17 protein-coding genes are annotated in these 15,912 nt (G+C 52.0%); 8 read left to right on the forward strand and 9 right to left on the reverse strand.

The annotated features are described in order from the left end of the window. Positions 1-12: 12 nt before the first annotated feature. From VE954_RS01600 to VE954_RS01615, 4 genes are read right to left on the reverse strand one after another with little or no spacing between them, the layout of a single operon-like run. Positions 13-1,176, reverse strand: coding sequence for a hypothetical protein (locus VE954_RS01600; protein WP_324948954.1), 1,164 nt, complete (start codon positions 1,174-1,176; stop codon positions 13-15). A gap of 36 nt (positions 1,177-1,212) precedes the next feature. Continuing rightward, positions 1,213-1,857, reverse strand: a complete 645-nt coding sequence (locus VE954_RS01605) for a hypothetical protein (protein ID WP_324948956.1) — start codon at positions 1,855-1,857, stop codon at positions 1,213-1,215. Positions 1,858-1,868: 11 nt separating this feature from the next. Continuing rightward, entirely contained in the window at positions 1,869-2,912 is a 1,044-nt protein-coding gene (locus VE954_RS01610) for a Hint domain-containing protein (protein ID WP_324948958.1), read from the reverse strand. A gap of 20 nt (positions 2,913-2,932) precedes the next feature. Further along, positions 2,933-4,381 (reverse strand): hypothetical protein, encoded by a 1,449-nt coding sequence (locus tag VE954_RS01615; protein ID WP_324948960.1) that lies wholly within the window; start codon positions 4,379-4,381, stop codon positions 2,933-2,935. 159 nt (positions 4,382-4,540) lie between these two features. Here VE954_RS01615 and VE954_RS01620 point away from each other — a divergent pair, with 159 nt between their 5' ends. The 4 genes from VE954_RS01620 (at position 4,541) to VE954_RS01635 (ending at position 7,837) form a co-directional block, all read left to right on the forward strand. After that, the gene (locus VE954_RS01620; RefSeq protein WP_324948962.1) at positions 4,541-4,762 is read left to right on the forward strand and encodes a hypothetical protein; all 222 of its coding nucleotides are present in this window, start codon (positions 4,541-4,543) and stop codon (positions 4,760-4,762) included. Between the two features lie 214 nt (positions 4,763-4,976). Then, a complete protein-coding gene (locus VE954_RS01625) occupies positions 4,977-5,393 on the forward strand; it encodes a hypothetical protein (protein WP_324948964.1) in 417 nt (138 codons plus the stop codon). A 70-nt stretch (positions 5,394-5,463) separates the two neighbouring features. Further along, positions 5,464-6,432, forward strand: coding sequence for a BON domain-containing protein (locus VE954_RS01630; RefSeq protein WP_324948969.1), 969 nt, complete (start codon positions 5,464-5,466; stop codon positions 6,430-6,432). Positions 6,433-6,556: 124 nt separating this feature from the next. Then, the gene (locus VE954_RS01635) at positions 6,557-7,837 is read left to right on the forward strand and encodes a sodium:proton antiporter (protein ID WP_324949048.1); all 1,281 of its coding nucleotides are present in this window, start codon (positions 6,557-6,559) and stop codon (positions 7,835-7,837) included. A 34-nt stretch (positions 7,838-7,871) separates the two neighbouring features. On the opposite strand, the gene VE954_RS01640 is transcribed toward VE954_RS01635, so the two are convergent. Together VE954_RS01640 and VE954_RS01645 are read right to left on the reverse strand one after the other, a co-directional pair. Beyond that, positions 7,872-8,495, reverse strand: coding sequence for a hypothetical protein (locus tag VE954_RS01640; protein ID WP_324948971.1), 624 nt, complete (start codon positions 8,493-8,495; stop codon positions 7,872-7,874). 39 nt (positions 8,496-8,534) lie between these two features. Beyond that, the gene (locus tag VE954_RS01645) at positions 8,535-9,167 is read right to left on the reverse strand and encodes an outer membrane beta-barrel protein (RefSeq protein ID WP_324948973.1); all 633 of its coding nucleotides are present in this window, start codon (positions 9,165-9,167) and stop codon (positions 8,535-8,537) included. Between the two features lie 233 nt (positions 9,168-9,400). Here VE954_RS01645 and VE954_RS01650 point away from each other — a divergent pair, with 233 nt between their 5' ends. Next, a complete protein-coding gene (locus tag VE954_RS01650; RefSeq protein ID WP_324948975.1) occupies positions 9,401-10,288 on the forward strand; it encodes a phospholipase A in 888 nt (295 codons plus the stop codon). Between the two features lie 128 nt (positions 10,289-10,416). Here the strand turns inward: VE954_RS01650 and VE954_RS01655 are convergent, their stop codons facing one another. Beyond that, a complete protein-coding gene (locus VE954_RS01655; protein ID WP_324948977.1) occupies positions 10,417-11,019 on the reverse strand; it encodes a hypothetical protein in 603 nt (200 codons plus the stop codon). A 27-nt stretch (positions 11,020-11,046) separates the two neighbouring features. Continuing rightward, positions 11,047-11,490: a BON domain-containing protein gene (locus tag VE954_RS01660; RefSeq protein ID WP_324948979.1), complete on the reverse strand. Its 444-nt coding sequence runs from the start codon at positions 11,488-11,490 to the stop codon at positions 11,047-11,049. A 306-nt stretch (positions 11,491-11,796) separates the two neighbouring features. On the opposite strand from VE954_RS01660, the gene VE954_RS01665 reads away from it, so the two are divergent. After that, entirely contained in the window at positions 11,797-13,227 is a 1,431-nt protein-coding gene (locus tag VE954_RS01665; protein WP_324948981.1) for a sigma-54 dependent transcriptional regulator, read from the forward strand. Positions 13,228-13,527: 300 nt separating this feature from the next. Then, a complete protein-coding gene (locus tag VE954_RS01670; RefSeq protein ID WP_324948984.1) occupies positions 13,528-14,340 on the forward strand; it encodes an Hpt domain-containing response regulator in 813 nt (270 codons plus the stop codon). Between the two features lie 50 nt (positions 14,341-14,390). On the opposite strand, the gene VE954_RS01675 is transcribed toward VE954_RS01670, so the two are convergent. Continuing rightward, positions 14,391-15,275 carry an OmpA family protein gene (locus VE954_RS01675; protein ID WP_324948986.1) on the reverse strand — a complete coding sequence of 295 codons (885 nt, stop codon included), beginning with the start codon at positions 15,273-15,275 and terminating at the stop codon, positions 14,391-14,393. A gap of 272 nt (positions 15,276-15,547) precedes the next feature. On the opposite strand from VE954_RS01675, the gene VE954_RS01680 reads away from it, so the two are divergent. Continuing rightward, positions 15,548-15,850, forward strand: a complete 303-nt coding sequence (locus VE954_RS01680; RefSeq protein ID WP_324948988.1) for a hypothetical protein — start codon at positions 15,548-15,550, stop codon at positions 15,848-15,850. The last annotated feature ends 62 nt before the right edge of the window (positions 15,851-15,912 follow it).

Raw genomic sequence — 15,912 nt, forward strand, 5'->3', positions numbered from 1 at the left:
GGGTCATCCTTTCTATGGTGAAGCAACCATAGCGTGTATGGAATCAAGCCTTGTTTTGCAGGCTTCGTAATTTTCAGAATCCGAACAAGCCACCACTGCGGCCTGAATAGCTCGAGCTTTATTCTGGAGTGCGGTCAATTCCTGCTGGGCCATCGCTTTATCAGCCACAGAACGACTGGCATTGGACAGGAGCAGCGCACTCACGCGTGAGATACTTTGCTGGACCGTACGGTTCCACTCGAACAGTTGCTCGGAGAGCGAAACGAAACCCGGGTCGGTTCCTGGCTTGACCGCATCCGCGCTCAGGAAATGTCCGGCATCCTGGTACGAACTCGCATTCAGGTAGAGCACGGCCAGCTGCTCCGGCTTGCGCGAATCCACGTGTTTGCGGAAGCCATCCGGACCGAAAGCATAGCGATGCAAGGCTGAAAAGCGCTCCAAACAAGGGTCCAGGTTGTCCATGGAACAATACGATACTTGAGATGCCGACAGTAAATCCAGATCAAATGTTTCTCCGCCGTACTGAAAAACCTGAACCGAGAGATGAGCATCCCCTGCGACCTGTCGCACTTCGTCGATCGATTTCTTCTCCTTTTTGAGAAGACCACCGAACGCCGACGCTGAAACTTTGGTTTTGAAATAACGGTACTTGGTCTGGCTGTCAAATAGAAGCGACGCAGCCAGATAAAAACGCGCTCCCAATGCGGCCCCAATGATGAACTGATCGCCGCACATTTTCCTTTGCTCGGCCATGGGAAGGGCCGCCGCGGCTCGGCCTCGTGCATTCAGCTCACGCTTGTTGAAATAGACCGAAGCGCCACGATAATCGAGACTCCACATAAGCGTCGACTGCGTTTCACTTTCGCTATTGCGCAGGATAAATTCACTGCGAGCCTTGGCTCCCAAAACCCAGAAGTCGACCTGAGCGCTGCCGTAGCCACGCTGGTCCTCGAGAATTTCAGATGCCGATTGTGAGGCATATATTTTCATGGTAATACTACGGTTGGGCGTGGCGGGTTGGATGATGCCGTCGAAGCAGGAAGGGCGCCATTGATTGCTGGCAGAATCAAGACCAGAACCAATACGGCTGAAGGAATCGGGCCCCACGAAGATTTGCGCGGCGTAACCGTCCCTCATCAGCAAAAAAAGGCATAGCAGGAGCAAGCGCCTTAACATGGGCTGAATTTTCCTTTTATAGCACGAGCCCGAGCTCTAACGGCTGGCGGCCAGTGCGGTCTTCAAGACTTTTCGATTCGTTTCGCTAATGCGTTGCGCAACGTCATCAAATGCTTCCGGGTCATGCTGCTTCAATATCATCAAGAGTTCGGTGATATCTCCGTAGACGCTTTGTTTAACCCGAATATCTTTCATCCTATCAAAATCAACCGTGAGGACGCGCTGTCTGATCCAGCGCACCATGTCTTCGCGGTGACTAACGTCTTTATGTTTGAGGATCAGTCCCAGGACAGAAACGGCGTTCATCCGCTGCTTTTCTTGATCGGCATTGTATTCGAGGCGATCACTGGCCTCCAGAATACGGCCGAGAGCGCTCTGGAGCTGCTGATCGGAAAGGGATTGGATCAGAGCTTCACGCCCTTTCTGGGTCGGGAGAGCAGGACGCGCGAGTTCCGCAATTTTCTGGACACGTAGCGTTATATCATGAGGGTTTGGGGATGGTGCAGGTCGAGGGAGAGCAGGGGCCCGCGAGGGTATCCCGACGGCAGCCGTCGGGACAGTCGCGGCGGTTTCAGTGACTGGGGAAGCGGGAGGGTCACCATGCAAAATTATGGGCCCGCGCTTCCAAAAGAAACAGAAACCGACAGTCAGAATAACGATGAAGAACCCAACAAACTTCATGAGACAGTTTCCTACTGAAACAGTTCCACAGGAACGTTTCTCCGGAGGATCAGTCGATTGATAAACTCATAACCATCATTCTGGAACCAGGACGAACCACTTAAAAATCCTTGTGCAATTACAATCTGTCCTGGTTGTGTATCGGCTTCAGGCTGAATGTTAAACACACGACCGAAGTGTTCCTTCTCGCTGATGGATACGATCGCATCGGTTTGACCATCAACCTGCACCAGTCTGTCCCCTACTTTAAGTTCACCGGCTTCAATCATCAAGCCCTCAGCTGTCAAAATCGGATGATTTTTTGTGACCTTCAACTGTCCACCGCTGTGGGAGCTGATTGTAAGGATTTCATGCTTGGTTGGTGTGGCGCTGCGTGCATAGTGTTTAACCTTTCGGTTTTGCAAATTCACAAAGTCGAGCGTAGATTCGTCAGTCAGGGTAACGATCTGATCCTGAAGTTTATCCAACGCTTCAGCTATAGGGATTTCGCCTTCACTGAAAAGCAGCTTCTGGTCGGGCTCGTAACACGATGATGTGCATTCCCCCAGGACTTGATAGCCTGCTGGAAATTCTGTGCACACGACACTCGCGGCACGTGGCGCAAACCAGTTTAAAGGGTTTTCGTAGGTTGCAGTGCCAAAGGTTAAGTAATTAGGTCGAGCTTTAGGTTTTGCGGGATCGCCACCCACGTAAAACCACTCGCTTTCAATGATCGCGATTTTTGCCTCGTCCGAGGTTCCGTCGTCACCATTGATGCTGTTGTAGGTCGCGACCAGCAGACCCTTGTGGCAGTTTTTCAGCCACAGTAGACGTTCCCATGCTTCAGGTCCCGACAGGTTGTCTTGCTCGCAACGGTCTTTGATCTTGCCCAAATTCAGCGGCACCATCGATGCGTAAAACGTCGTAGGATGGGCTGGGAACTTGGGTTTTGGAAATGCAACGGGGTCACCGACCGGATCAGGTCGTTGGTCATGTGGTGGAAAATCCACGGCCCATGCGATTGATGTTCCACCAGCTATACACAGAAATACTGTCAGCACGGATGAACGTTTCATAAAAACTCCCAACGGGGCGTTCAGACCTTAAAGTAATCACCATAATATGCAAGCGCTTCTTCACAGGGACCCCATACCTCGACCCCGAGGTCTGGTTTGCTGTTGTCAAAAAACACGGGAGCAAACCCCTTGCGCCGATACCCCATGGACCAGTTTTCCGTCACGACCTGCGCGGCAACCGCAGCCTGTCTTGCCAATTCACAGCGTTGGTAAGCGACCAGCGGTACAGTTTTGATCGAAAGAAGACTGGCGTCGTAGGCTTCCAGCACCTTGAAGGTGCTTTCCGCCTGCTCAAGACAACCGGCATAAGGGTTATCGAAGCAGAAGACCGAAGCGTTGGACAGTCGCGAGGTGTTGCGATTGGCCTTGGCTTCCAGATCCATAATTTTTTGGTAGAGTTCATCACTCAACCATTCGCGATACGAATTGATCAGCTTACGGGCCCGGGAGCGATCCATGAGCGCCTGCTGAAAAACGCGATCCAGGTTCTGGCGTGCGTCTTCCACCAAGGCATCCACGGTTGGATAGCCTCCGGGGGGTTGCAGGGTGTAGATACCGGATTCCGCATACTTCTGCGTTGTGTATTTCACAACGTTATACGAATCCAGGCTGGTGAACTGTCCCGCCAAATCGTTTTTCGCGTATTGGATTGCTGAGGCGAACACGCTGAAACAGAGGGACGGGTTATCAAGGCTACACGTTACGAGATTATCCGGTATGACCTGCAAAAGCCGCAGCGGGTCACCGCCGTGCTGCTGCGCTTCCACCGTGATCTTGACTGATTTTTTTACAGTCTGATCCAGATAATCAAGCTTTCCGTCGACCTTCACGATACCGCCGGTCACATCCACAGTGAGATTGCCGCCGATATCCCGTTTGTCCTGCTCATTACGAAATTCCATTTTCAGCGTGACGTTCAGCATAGCCCCATACTCGATGCTGGTGATAAATTCATCACCACAACGATTCAAGGCAAACGCGGGTTGTTTGGCAACTTCCTGACCAAATGCAGACAATCGATAGCTTCCGTCCGGGCCACTCTTCAGGACGCGCTTCTTGGGAGTCGCACGCCAAAAGAAGTTGTAGCTACTGGCATTGACGCCGGCGGTGTTCTCCGTCGCATATCGTGCCGAGGCTCCAGCCCTTACCGTAGGAAAATTCGTGTCCACAGAAAGCTTTCCGCCAAGGCGATCGATCAAGTCCGTGAAACCAAGATCTTGCCTTAACTCGAACTCAGATGTGACATTGCCCAGCAGTTCACTGATTTCCCCTTCGACGCAGGAAACGTTAAGCAGCTTGCGTTTGTCACCGTGGTACGCCTGTCCAGGAATACCAGTATCACTGTGGGTGGAAGGTACCTCACTCATCAGGTCAGTAGCGGTATCGCGAGGGCGATCCCGACAGTTGGTTAGGATTGATGCGGACGCCAGAACGAGAAGAGCGGACCAAAGTCCCAGGCTTTGTTTCATGCTTAATTACCTCGCAACGGATAGGGCATATGAGGCTAGTTCTGATGCACTAGCGTTTTTTAGCAGAGTGTGCGCAGGCAATCCAGACCTTTTATTGCTGACTCATCAGGCGGTCGTCTTCTTGCAGGGAATCATGGACGAGAGTGAGGAGGTGAGCCTATGGAACAAAGCACACTTAAAATTCCACGGCGACTTTATTGGAATGGTGCCTTGACTGTTATCAGTTTGTTGGCAGTTTTCCTCACGATCCGGCACTTCCCTCAATGGTATGCCTGGCTCGCGATAGTTGCTTTCATGTTGCTGTTCGGTCATACAATGTGGAGCTGGTTTAGCTTTACTATGGTGCAGAGCCGCGACGAGTCGCTGAAGGATAATCGATAGCAGGGTGTTCAGCGAATTTTTACATGGTGAAAGCCACGCAGCTGTCTTTCACCAACAGCCCCTGCATGCAAAATGTTGCACCTTACTGCTGGAAAAAACCAACATTTTCCAACCTCCCCCTTGCTTTTCCCTTTGCTTTTGGGCTTGGCAGAGTTCCTGCAATACAAATGCAGGCCATGGATACCGTCCGATTCAAGACATGAAGAGAATCACCATGAGTAGAAAACCATCCAAATATAGACACATTATATTGTTGGAGCGTCGCCGAGGCCGTCTTATGACGGAACTGCCCGATACGCCTCCGCCCCAACATGAGCCCATTCCGCGCCGTACTCCAGACCGTCCCCCAACAACCATCCCGCAGCCTATTGTGCCCCATCCTGGCTCCGACCCTTCACCTCCCAACGCTGCACCAGAACCAGGACCACCGCCTTTTGTGATGCGGGAATTGCAACGGAACAACGTAAATACGGTTCTGCCGCCCTATGCACGGCGCAAATTGCGAGGCTTGATCGTGACACACTTTGATGTGCGCAGTGTTCAGCGCCTTATTCCGATGAAGAGTACGAGCTTTAGGCTTAGATATCGCAATCTAAGCTACAAGCGTAAATGGAATCTTGTGTGGTGCTGATAGCCCACAGCTATCGGGCAAGGGCCAACAGCCAAGCCACAATTGCAACAAGGTAAACAAGGAGCACGGTATGTTTGAGCAAAGCTTTGAAAATGAAGATCGCTATTCTCAACAGGGTCGCCGTTCGCAAACACCTTACTGGGATCGCCGCAGCATCGTCCGCGGTCATGATGATCGTTATGAAAGCCAGGACCGCAATCGCTATCGCGGCAGCGATTCGGAAAGACGTTATACCCGGCCTGACTATGACAGTGATCTGGACATTGAACGTCCAGGCCAGCCGCACTTCGGATCCCGCGGCGGATCTGACTATGGCCGGGACTACGACCAGGACAGCGCATGGCAGCGTCCTTATCGTTCGCGGTCATCCGATCGTCATGGATATGAAGGATCTCATCGTTATGACTACGGCCGGGGCCAGCAGGAGCATAATAACTTCGGTCGCGGCATGTCCGACTACGGTCGGGGCCAGCAGGAATATAGCAACTTTGGAGGCCGCGGCATCTCCGATTATGGTCGCGACTGGCAGAGCACAGGCGCTGGCATGGGCCACGCCGATTGGAATCGCTTTGGATCTGACGATCAAAATCACAACTGGGGTCGTCGCGCCTTTGATCAAAACCAAGGGCAAAACAACCAGCAGACTCATTTCAACGATAAAAATCGTTGGCCCAAGAGCTACAAGCGCAGTGATGAGCGCTTGAAAGACGATATTCATGAAGAATTGATTCGCCATGGTCGGATCGATGCTTCGGATATCGAAGTCGAAGTGAAAGACGGTGAAGTAACGCTGACGGGTCAGGTGGCTTCCCGTCAGGACAAACGCATTGCGGAAGAACTGGCTGAAAAAGTTCTGGGCGTCCACGATGTTCAGAATCAGCTGCGCGTTCGGAGTCAGTCTCAGAGTCAGCAGCAAGGTCAAAGCGCCGATCAAAGAAGTGGCAGCAATGCGTCCATGAGTGGATCGAACCGTATGTCGGTCGCCGGACAGCAGCAACAGGACCCTAATAAATCGACTCTCAATTCCACCAGCAAATAATGAATTGGTAACGCAGTGAAGGGGGCGCTCTTCAGGGAGCCGCCCCCTTTCCTTCATGCCTTTGAGGTGCCCCATAGATCGCGTTGCCCTCTGGTACCTGCTGATCGGTCTATTCCTGATCATGATGGTCTGTTTTGGAACAGCCCTGAAACGCATGCCACTCACAAGCTCACTGGTCTATCTCGCCTTTGGAGTCGGGTTGGGCCCACACGGGCTCGACCTTTTGCGCGTTGATTTTTATGAAAGAGCGGCTCTTCTGGAACAGGTCATGGGCGCGGCTGTGGTGATCTCGCTCTTTACTGCCGGTCTTAAGCTCCGCTTGTCATTTTCCAATCCGTTATGGAAGGTCGCGTTACGGTTAGCCACGGTCTCGATGCTTATCAGCATCGTGCTCCTATCGGTCGTCGGCTATTGGCTTTTTTCCCTCTCCCTAGGTGCGGCCATTGTCCTGGCTGCCATCCTCTCGCCGACGGATCCTGTCCTGGCTTCGGATGTTCAGATTGCGGAGCCTGGGGATCGCGACAAACTTCGTTTCAGTCTTACGGGCGAGGCCGGATTAAACGATGGGACGACCATGCCCTTCGTTTTGCTTGGCCTTGGTTTGATTGGTTATCATGAGATCGGCAGTTTTGGTTCAAAGTGGTTGGGCGTGGACGTGATCTGGGCCATCGTGGTGGGACCATCACTCGGTTATCTTTTGGGACTCGTGATTGGTCAGGCCGTGCTCTATCTGCGGCGGCATCATAAGAATGCTCTGGGTTACGAAGAATTCCTGGCTTTGGGTTTGATTGCGCTGTCCTATGGAACTATGGAAGCCATCAATGCCAATGGGTTTTTGGGAGTATTCGCCTCGGCCTTGGCGTTGCGCCGCATCGAGCATCTCCAGAGCGGCGATCGTATTCTGGATGCATCGCAGCTGGAAGGTCCCAGGGATGAGGTGGCCTCTGATCCCCAGCGCGGTCCAGCTTTTCTGACAAGAGCGCTGCTCAGCAGCAATGAGCAGCTGGAGCGCCTGCTGGAAATCACCGTCGTGTTGATTATTGGCTCTTTGATTTCCTGGGAAGACTTCACACCCCAGGTCCTGCTCTTTGCCTTTATCCTGCTCTTCATAATACGTCCCCTTTCGGTCCGGCTCGGTCTGCTCGGATGCAAGTCGGTGGATAAGCTGCAGAAGAATCTCATCAGCTGGTTTGGAATTCGAGGGATGGGTTCCATCTATTGGCTGGCCTATAGCGTTCATCATGGGTTATCGCCTGCGCACAGCCGGGAGATGGTTTCCATTACCCTGAGCATCGTGGTGAGCTCCATCATCCTGCACGGAATATCGGTGACACCTTTGATGGAAGCCTATGAAAAGCGGCAAAAGCGATTGCATCGACTGCGGAACTTATTTTCGAGGGGGTGATCCCCGATACCGGGTACCGGGGGCGGTGTGGGATTTACTTCTTCACGAAAGCGACCTTGGCATCAAGCTCCGTGGGGCGATCACTGGCATTATCCTTGGCCAGAAACATAAGCTTTTGGCCTAAATAAAGCTGGCCGCTTCGTATGTCATAGCTATCGAACTGAACCCCACCTTTTTGAACTTTGGACCCCTCGCACTCAGCATTGGTTACGTGGACATCCTCGTTGATCTTCCAGTCTGTTTTACCACATAGCTTCATGGTATTCAGATCGTTCAGGATTATGTCCGACTTGACCGTGATATAGGCTTCATTCACTGTAAAGTTGATCATGTCCACATCAGGTTTGTCAGGATTGGAGCCTTTGGTCTCGACCGTTCCCACGACCTTATAAGCCGCTACCAGATTCTGGCAATGGACATCGCTGAAATAACGTTCGATGCGATCGAAGTCACCAATGGCATTGAACACGTATTCACGCTGGGTCGCCACCATGCTCAGCGTGGTGGTGGGTACACAGGCGGATTGCCAGGTGCCACGCAACTCAGCAGGCGTGCTCTCCAGCTTTTTGCCGGTTTCGCTGGTCTTTTCGTCCTTCTTACAAGCCATGGCTGCTAAAGGCAGGGCCAAAGCAGCAAGGAATTGAATGGATCGGGCCATGGTCGTCTCCTTGATGGGCATGAAGATCATGCCATCACATTACAGAACGTAGGAAAGCGCGACCGAATAGTTCACCTGGTCGAGGTCAACCGTACGGTCGAGAATGCGACGATAGCGAACTTCCGCCAGCATATCCATGGCTGTCTGCACGCGATACATCACACCTGCACCGAAGTCGGCGCCCAGTTCGCCTTCGACATCTTCCGTGTTGCGGTCGTATTCATTGAACTTGTCCAGGAGCGGATCGGCGTTGGGATCGCGGTTGGCGACATCCACCTGGAAACGGTGGACGGCGAGACCGGCCAGAGCAAACGGGCGCAAACCGGTTGTGAATTCACTGAAGAGAAATCTACCGTTGGCCCCGAGGGCCAGATCTTCGACTTCCACACGGCGGTCTGTTTCGCTGAAGGAATCATTCCAGTAGTCCAGCGTCAGGCCCAGGGAAAAGTTAGGTGCGGTGAAGTAGTTTCCAAAGACACCGAACGAAAAGACATTATTGTCGATTGTATTCACATCCGCGGCAGCCAGATTCACGCCAAAAGCCCAGTTGGTGGCGTCGCGCATCACATCGATGCGCTTGTAATCTGTGCCGGTTGTTGTTTGAGCCAAAGCCTGTGCGGAAAGTCCAAGAAAGCAGGCGCAGGTCATTCCCATCAGGGATTTATTAAACATAAAGGCTCTCCTTGTTAAATGAACGGTGCAGTCCCACAGGTGTTCTGCACTCATCGTGCCAGCACAAGTTGCCTCAAATACTGGCGATGTCCCGTTTATTGGCGTCGGCAGGGGGTGGCTCCCGAACAGACCTGCCTAGGAGCCAAGGCCCAGAGCCGGAAGCAGGCCGAAATGCATGGTCTACATTATGCAACCCGGTTGAGCTCACTTCTTTCAAAGCAAGGGAAGTTTACGTGTTGTCTCAAAAATCTCTGTTCAGTCCATTGCTGGCGCCTCTCCTCGTTTTCTGGCCGCAAATATCTCAAGCGGAAGACCCGGAGCCGCCACCGGGTACAGCGTCCGAGACTCGGGAGAATATCAAGCTCGATATCGAGGCTCCAGCTGCGGGTGAATCCGTGGAAAAGGCAGCTCCTTCACTTTTGAAAAAAATCGATGGTGCTGAAGAGCAGAATATCTTCCGGCATCGGGATATTTACGCCATCGGAGGCAAACCGAACACCAAGGTGCAGCTTAGCTTTAAGCTCCGACCTGTTTTAAGTCTGCCGATTTATTTTGCTTACAATCAAATGATGTTCTGGGAAGTCACGAAAGATTCCCGACCGTTTGAAGATATTGATTTCAACCCAGAATTGTACTACGCCAAATCTTTGGATCATCCTGTCCTTCGCGGGATCAGTCTAGGTCTGGAGCATCGATCGAACGGGAAGGATGAAGAGGAATCACGGTCTCTGGATCGCATCTTTGCTGAAGTCGAGGCTCAGCTCGGTCGTGGAGCGTGGCGCATGCATGGGACAGTTCGGCTGTACTGGCTCTACGACATCGATTGGCAAAATAACACGGACATAAGGCGGTACACGGGCTATGTTTCGACGCGGGTGAGTTTTGAGGGGATCACGCAGGAGCTTTTTCCGTCCAAGGGTGAAATCTACCTGACCCTACTTCCGGGTGGGGTTCCCAATACGGATGACGGTCGGGGTGCTGTGGAATTCACTATGAAATACCGTTTCGGTCTTTCCGATATCATGCCGTATGTCATGTTCCAGTATTATTACGGGTATATGGAGTCGCTGATTGAATATAATGAGCTACAAAAGTCGTATCGGATTGGTTTAGCTTTCTAAAACAAAGTCCTCCCTTCCCAAATGCCTTCGGCGAGGGAGGTTGAAAAGAGATTGGTTCTGCCGTGCTCTGCGAAAGCCCTGAGGCTTTATTGGACCAAGAGATCTAATCCAATAATCTATTATTCCCATTACAACATCGACGGTGGTGTCATCGGCGATGATGGAGGTGTCATGGTTCTGTCGCGGTCGTAAGAGCCAGTTCGAGGCTCATCGGACGAGGCTTCATGTGCGGATGCAATGCCGTCGCCGTTCTCGACCTTGAAAATGTCTTTAGCCAATTGAACCCATTTGTCGTCATCACAGTGGACCGAAATAAGGATGCCACCGTCTTTGACCAGGCCTTCATAACGTTTGGCTTCGTATTCGGGAATCCCGATGCCGATAAGGGCACCTGTAATACCGCCCACGGCTCCGCCGACACCAGCTCCGGCCAGCGCGGCCATGATGGGTCCGGCGGCGATGACGGGACCGATGCCTGGAATCGCCAGCGATCCCATGCCGACGAGCCAACCCAGGGTTCCGCCCAGGATTGCGCCGGTTGCCGTGCCTGTCGTAGCCCCTTCAGGAGCTTTGGTAGCTTTTTCATGGGCGAATTCGCGAGTGCTCTCGCGGTCGGGAAAAAGCACCGAGATATCTGAGTGACGGAATCCAGCTCTTTTGAGCGCGTTCACAGCGCGCTCGACCGAGGCGCGGCTGTTAAAAATTGCGAATGTTGCTGTGTTCTTAGCCATGATCGTTGTCCTTTCCTTGAATGTTCGTTACTTGGCCACTTCCAACTCACTCCGTACGCGATCAACTCCTGCGATCCGTCCGGCTTTCGTTTCCACCTCTGTTTTTTCCGATTGGCTCTTCACGGGTCCTTTAAGGACGACTTGGCCATTTTCCGTAATGATTTTTACATTATGAGCATAGGTGGAGAGCTTCTTGTCTTTCACCAAAGCCTGACGAATTTTAGCGGTGAGTTTCACGTCGGTTTCTGAATTACCAGCCTGCTCGGCGGTAAGGCCAGTTTCACTGTTGGCCTTGGCATTATTCGCAGAATTGTCGGGAGCGGTGGTTGTGGCTGTATCACCTGCTGCTGGCTGGGTTTGGGCCTTGGCGGGCGTGTCCGTCGCATGGGCAACGGAGAACGAAACAGGGATCAAAGCGACCGTAGTTAAAACCATACAGCGCGTCTTCGACGAAATCGACTTCATGATCATGGACAACTCCTTGTGTGCTGTAAAACAAGCTTCCGAGGCAGCTTTGCAGTTTTCGCCTGGAGGCGCATCCCTGCATTGCATTTTGCGTGCCTTAGCATTTTGTGCGTTCGTCTAACGCAATATTTATGGTAAGGTGCCCTCGGCTAGGACATCAATTAATGCTTGCCATACTGACTTAGTTGATTTACAAGCTACTTCTCGCTAGAAGTTCCGGCGGAAATGGGTATGTATTGGGTATCTATTCCGTGCAGAGTGGCCAGGGATTGTGAATCTGGACCATCATTTCATTTTTGAGAGAACGTTAATATGATGAACGATTACAAAGGCCGCCTGTTGATCGTGGACGATGATGACCAAACGTGTGCGTTCTGGAAATTGGCGCTTTCCGAAGCAGGATTCATCGTTGATGTTGCCCACAATCTGGACGAGATGAAAGAAATCGTCTTGCGCTATACGATTGATGTGGTTCTCCTCGATATGAATTTGAAAAATGAAAACGGTTTGGATGGTATTCCCTTCCTCGTTTCGAGAACGCCTTACTCGAAAGTTTTCATGCTCACGGCGCATGCTTCCATCGAAACTGCAGTATCCGCACTGCAGGACGGTGCAACAGGCTATATCACCAAAGATACGGATCCTGGTGTCATAGCCGAAATGATCTTTAAACATATGCAGACTCAAAGTCGCGATGTGATCGATCCCACCGTGGAAGAATTTGCTCAATTCGGATTCATTGGTAAGAGTAAAGCGTTCCAGGATCTCTGCGTTCGCTTGAAGCAATTGAAAGATGTGGATTCCACGATTCTGCTCCTGGGTGAATCGGGTACCGGTAAAGAAGTCATCGCGCGCGTTTTGCATAAGATTTCCAATCGCGCCAACGAACGCTTCGAAGCCATCAACTGCGCGGCGATTCCAGAAAATCTTTTGGAATCGGAGCTTTTTGGTCACAAGCGCGGTTCATTCACCGACGCCAAGGCTGATCGTAAAGGTATCTTTGAGCTTTGCTCCAAAGGCACCCTTTTGCTTGACGAGATCGGCGACATGCCTCTCTCGCTTCAGGCTAAACTTCTGCGCGTCCTCCAGGAAAAAGTGGTGGTTCCCATTGGTTCCTCCCAGGCCATTAAAATCGATACCCGCGTGATCGCAGCAACTCACCGCGACCTTGTCGAGGAAATCGAAAGCGGACGTTTCCGGGAAGACTTGTACTACCGCCTGTCGGTGGTGCCTCTGTATGTTCCACCTTTGCGCCATCGCAAAGAAGATATCCCTCTGCTGGTGGAATCCTTCATAGCCGAATTCAATGCCCGATTTGGTCGTTCCATCAACAAGCCGGCTGAGACGGTGATGAAACGCTTGATTGCTTACGATTGGCCAGGCAACATCCGCGAGCTGCGCAACGCGATTGAACGCGCTGTGGTGCTGACCCAGGATGATCATCTTCGTATCGAAGATCTATTCCATCATTTGCATTCGTCGCATCGTAACAACGCCGCTGAGCAGAATGTTCCGGTCGATCCCAACAAGGGCGCCAATCAGCTGCCAAGCGGCATCAGCCGCGAGCTGTTCAAATTGCCTTTGACAGAAGCCAAGCAGGTTTTTGAAAAGATCTATCTGGAAACCCAGCTGAGCGAAACACATGGCAATATTTCCGAGACCTCGAAGCGAGCCGGACGTTACAGGGCTGATATCTACCGCCTGCTCGAGCGCTACGATCTCCAGATCGATAGCTTCCGTTAAGGGTTGGGACTATGGCGCACACCGCATTTGACTTTCGAAGCGCGGTGGGCCGTTTTCTTGTTCTGAGGCTTTTTCCGACAATGCTGACCCAGGACGGGGAATCATCCCGATTCGGGTCAGCATTTTGCTTTTCCTTCTCCTTCTCTTTCCTCTGTTTTCCTATGGCCTTGCTTTTGGCCCACAATTCGCAGAGTGAATCGAATCGATATAGTCTATTTCGTTTACCGTGGCGGTGGAGATTTCAGACAGCACCCTGTTTGTGAGTGACTCCATTGACTTTTATATAAAGGCGGATGTTCCGTGAAACCAAATCCTATTCAAGGAAAACTGGCAGGACTTTCCATATTGGTCGTCGAAGACGGCGCGGACAACCAGCGTATATTTCGCCATTTTCTCAAGATGGCGGGAGCCGATTTTTTCATCGTTGAGGATGGGCGGTCGGCTCTGGAACGCGCGCTTCAGGACGAATCCATCGATCTGGTCCTTATGGATATTCAAATCCCTGAAATTGATGGTTACGAGGTCACCGAGCGGCTCAGGAACGCCGGCTTCACGCGACCCATCATTGCCGTGACGGCGCATCCCCTGCAGCTCGAGAAGCCACAGGGAGCCAAGGCTGGCATCACCGATTTCCTGGCCAAGCCCATCCAAATTGAGACTTTGGTTCAAACCATTATCAAGTATACCCGTCCGGAACCACAGGCTGCTGCGCCTGAAGCCAGCCCGGAACCGGCGCCCGCTGTAACAAGTGCAGTGGAAATACAAGACAGTGAACCGTTCCTTCTGTCCAAATATCACAACAATCAGATGTATCGGTCGATCATCATCGAGTTTGTCCGAAGCTTTCAGCAGCGGATCGAGGACATGGTGGCTTTGATCAATGATATGAACTGGGAAAAATTAGGTTTTGCCCTGCACCAGATGAAGGGCGCGGCCGCCACCTATGGCTATCCCCAAGTGTCTGAAATCGCAGCCCAGATGGAGCATACAGCCAAGGAAGCCCGGCGTGATGTCCATGCCGTGCAGACCATTCGTAAGCAGGCGGAGCATATGCGCGGGATGGGGATTCGGATGCAGAGCGGTTTGGATGGATTCGAGAATCGGACAGTCTAAAAATAAAAGGAGCCCTCAAAAGGGCTCCCTTCGCACGACAACCTGGGGAATTACTGAGCAGGTTGGCCTTGCTGACCTTGGTTCGCAGCGGTGGAGATATAAGCTTCCACGCGGCGATCGAGTTGCAGTTGACCTTGTGACCTGGCAGCCTTACCTTTGCCAGTTGATCCCGGCCAAGCTTTAACCACGATCTGATCCGAGCTTACGCCTTTGTCGCGCAAGATAGAGGCTACGGCTTCAGCGCGTTCACGAGCCAAACGGTCATTCAATTCCTTGTTGCCGCGAGGATCGGCAAAACCAGATAGAGTAACCTTTGCAGTGGTATCCGCAGTCAAGGTTTTAGCCAGACTGTTGATGTTGGCTTCATAACGTGGATCGACGTCAGTCGAACCAGCGCTGAAGTAGGCCACTGGTCCACGCAAAGTCACGTCAGGACTAGCCGTTGTGGTGGGTTGTTGCTGCTGCTGCGGCTGATTTTGTGCCGTGGCGCTGGCGATGGCCAAGTCCTTGTTTTGATCCTGCAGTAGCTTCAGCTGAGCTATTGCATCCTGGCGTTCCTGCTGCATCTGGGTATAGCTTTCGATGTTGTTATCCCAAGCTTTAACCTGATCTTGCAGCTTGATCGCCTGCTCTGTCATGGCGTTAGCAGCGTTGGCTTTGTCGGTGGCCGACTTCAGCAAATCAGCTCGTTCCTCTTTTTTCACGTCGGTATCTTTGCTTTTTTTCCAAAGTGCCATAGCTTCTTCAAGCTGGATTTCTGCCTTGTCAAGAGTGGTAGGCATGTAATCATCGACGTCACGCTCATCAGCGCGTTCCAGGGCAGACGCCGCCGTGTGGAACTCCTGAGGAGCTTCGTCAGGCACAGTTGCACAAGCAAAACCTAAGCATTGTAGGCCGACCAACAAAAGACCGTTTCGAATCGTAAAGTAGCGCATGAAGTCCTCCTTAATCACATCAAACAAATATCGCGTCCTTGTATTTGCATACGCTGTGCCACTGTCCAGTGTACGCAGATCAGTCGGAGTGCCACCTGTTGAACAGAAGATCCACCGCAGGTATTTCAGGACAGGAGATCCCATTCATGTCTAATACGTGAAGCCCTGCAAACCTCGACTTCAGGTCTGGCACGATCCTTGATAGGGAACTGAGAAGTTGGGAGGATAGAACTCCAGGCTCATTATTTCGATCAAGAGGAAAGGGACACAAGATGAGTGATAGACTTGCGCAAGTGACAAACAATGTGGTGGACGGCAAAGATCAGATCGTCAAAACCGTAAAAGAGAAAACAGACGCCGTGGTCGGCCAGGCCATTGAAGGTCTCGATCAGCAGATCGAAGTCCTCACCGAGCGCTTCGAAGCGCTTTCCAATGAAGCCCGCCGCCGCTGGCAGAATGTGGACAGCCACATGCATGAAAAACCCTATATGTATCTCCTGGGCGCTGGCCTTGCCGGTCTGGGACTGGGACTGTACTTGAAAGCAAAATCATCATCTTCACGTGATTTTACTTGATACGTATGTTCGAAAGCATCGCGAGAATCCTGAGCACTAGACAAGAGTTGTGATGGTATCGT

It is taken from the genome of Oligoflexus sp. (assembly GCF_035638955.1).
In the GTDB taxonomy this organism is placed as follows: Bacteria; Bdellovibrionota_B; Oligoflexia; order Oligoflexales; family Oligoflexaceae; genus Oligoflexus.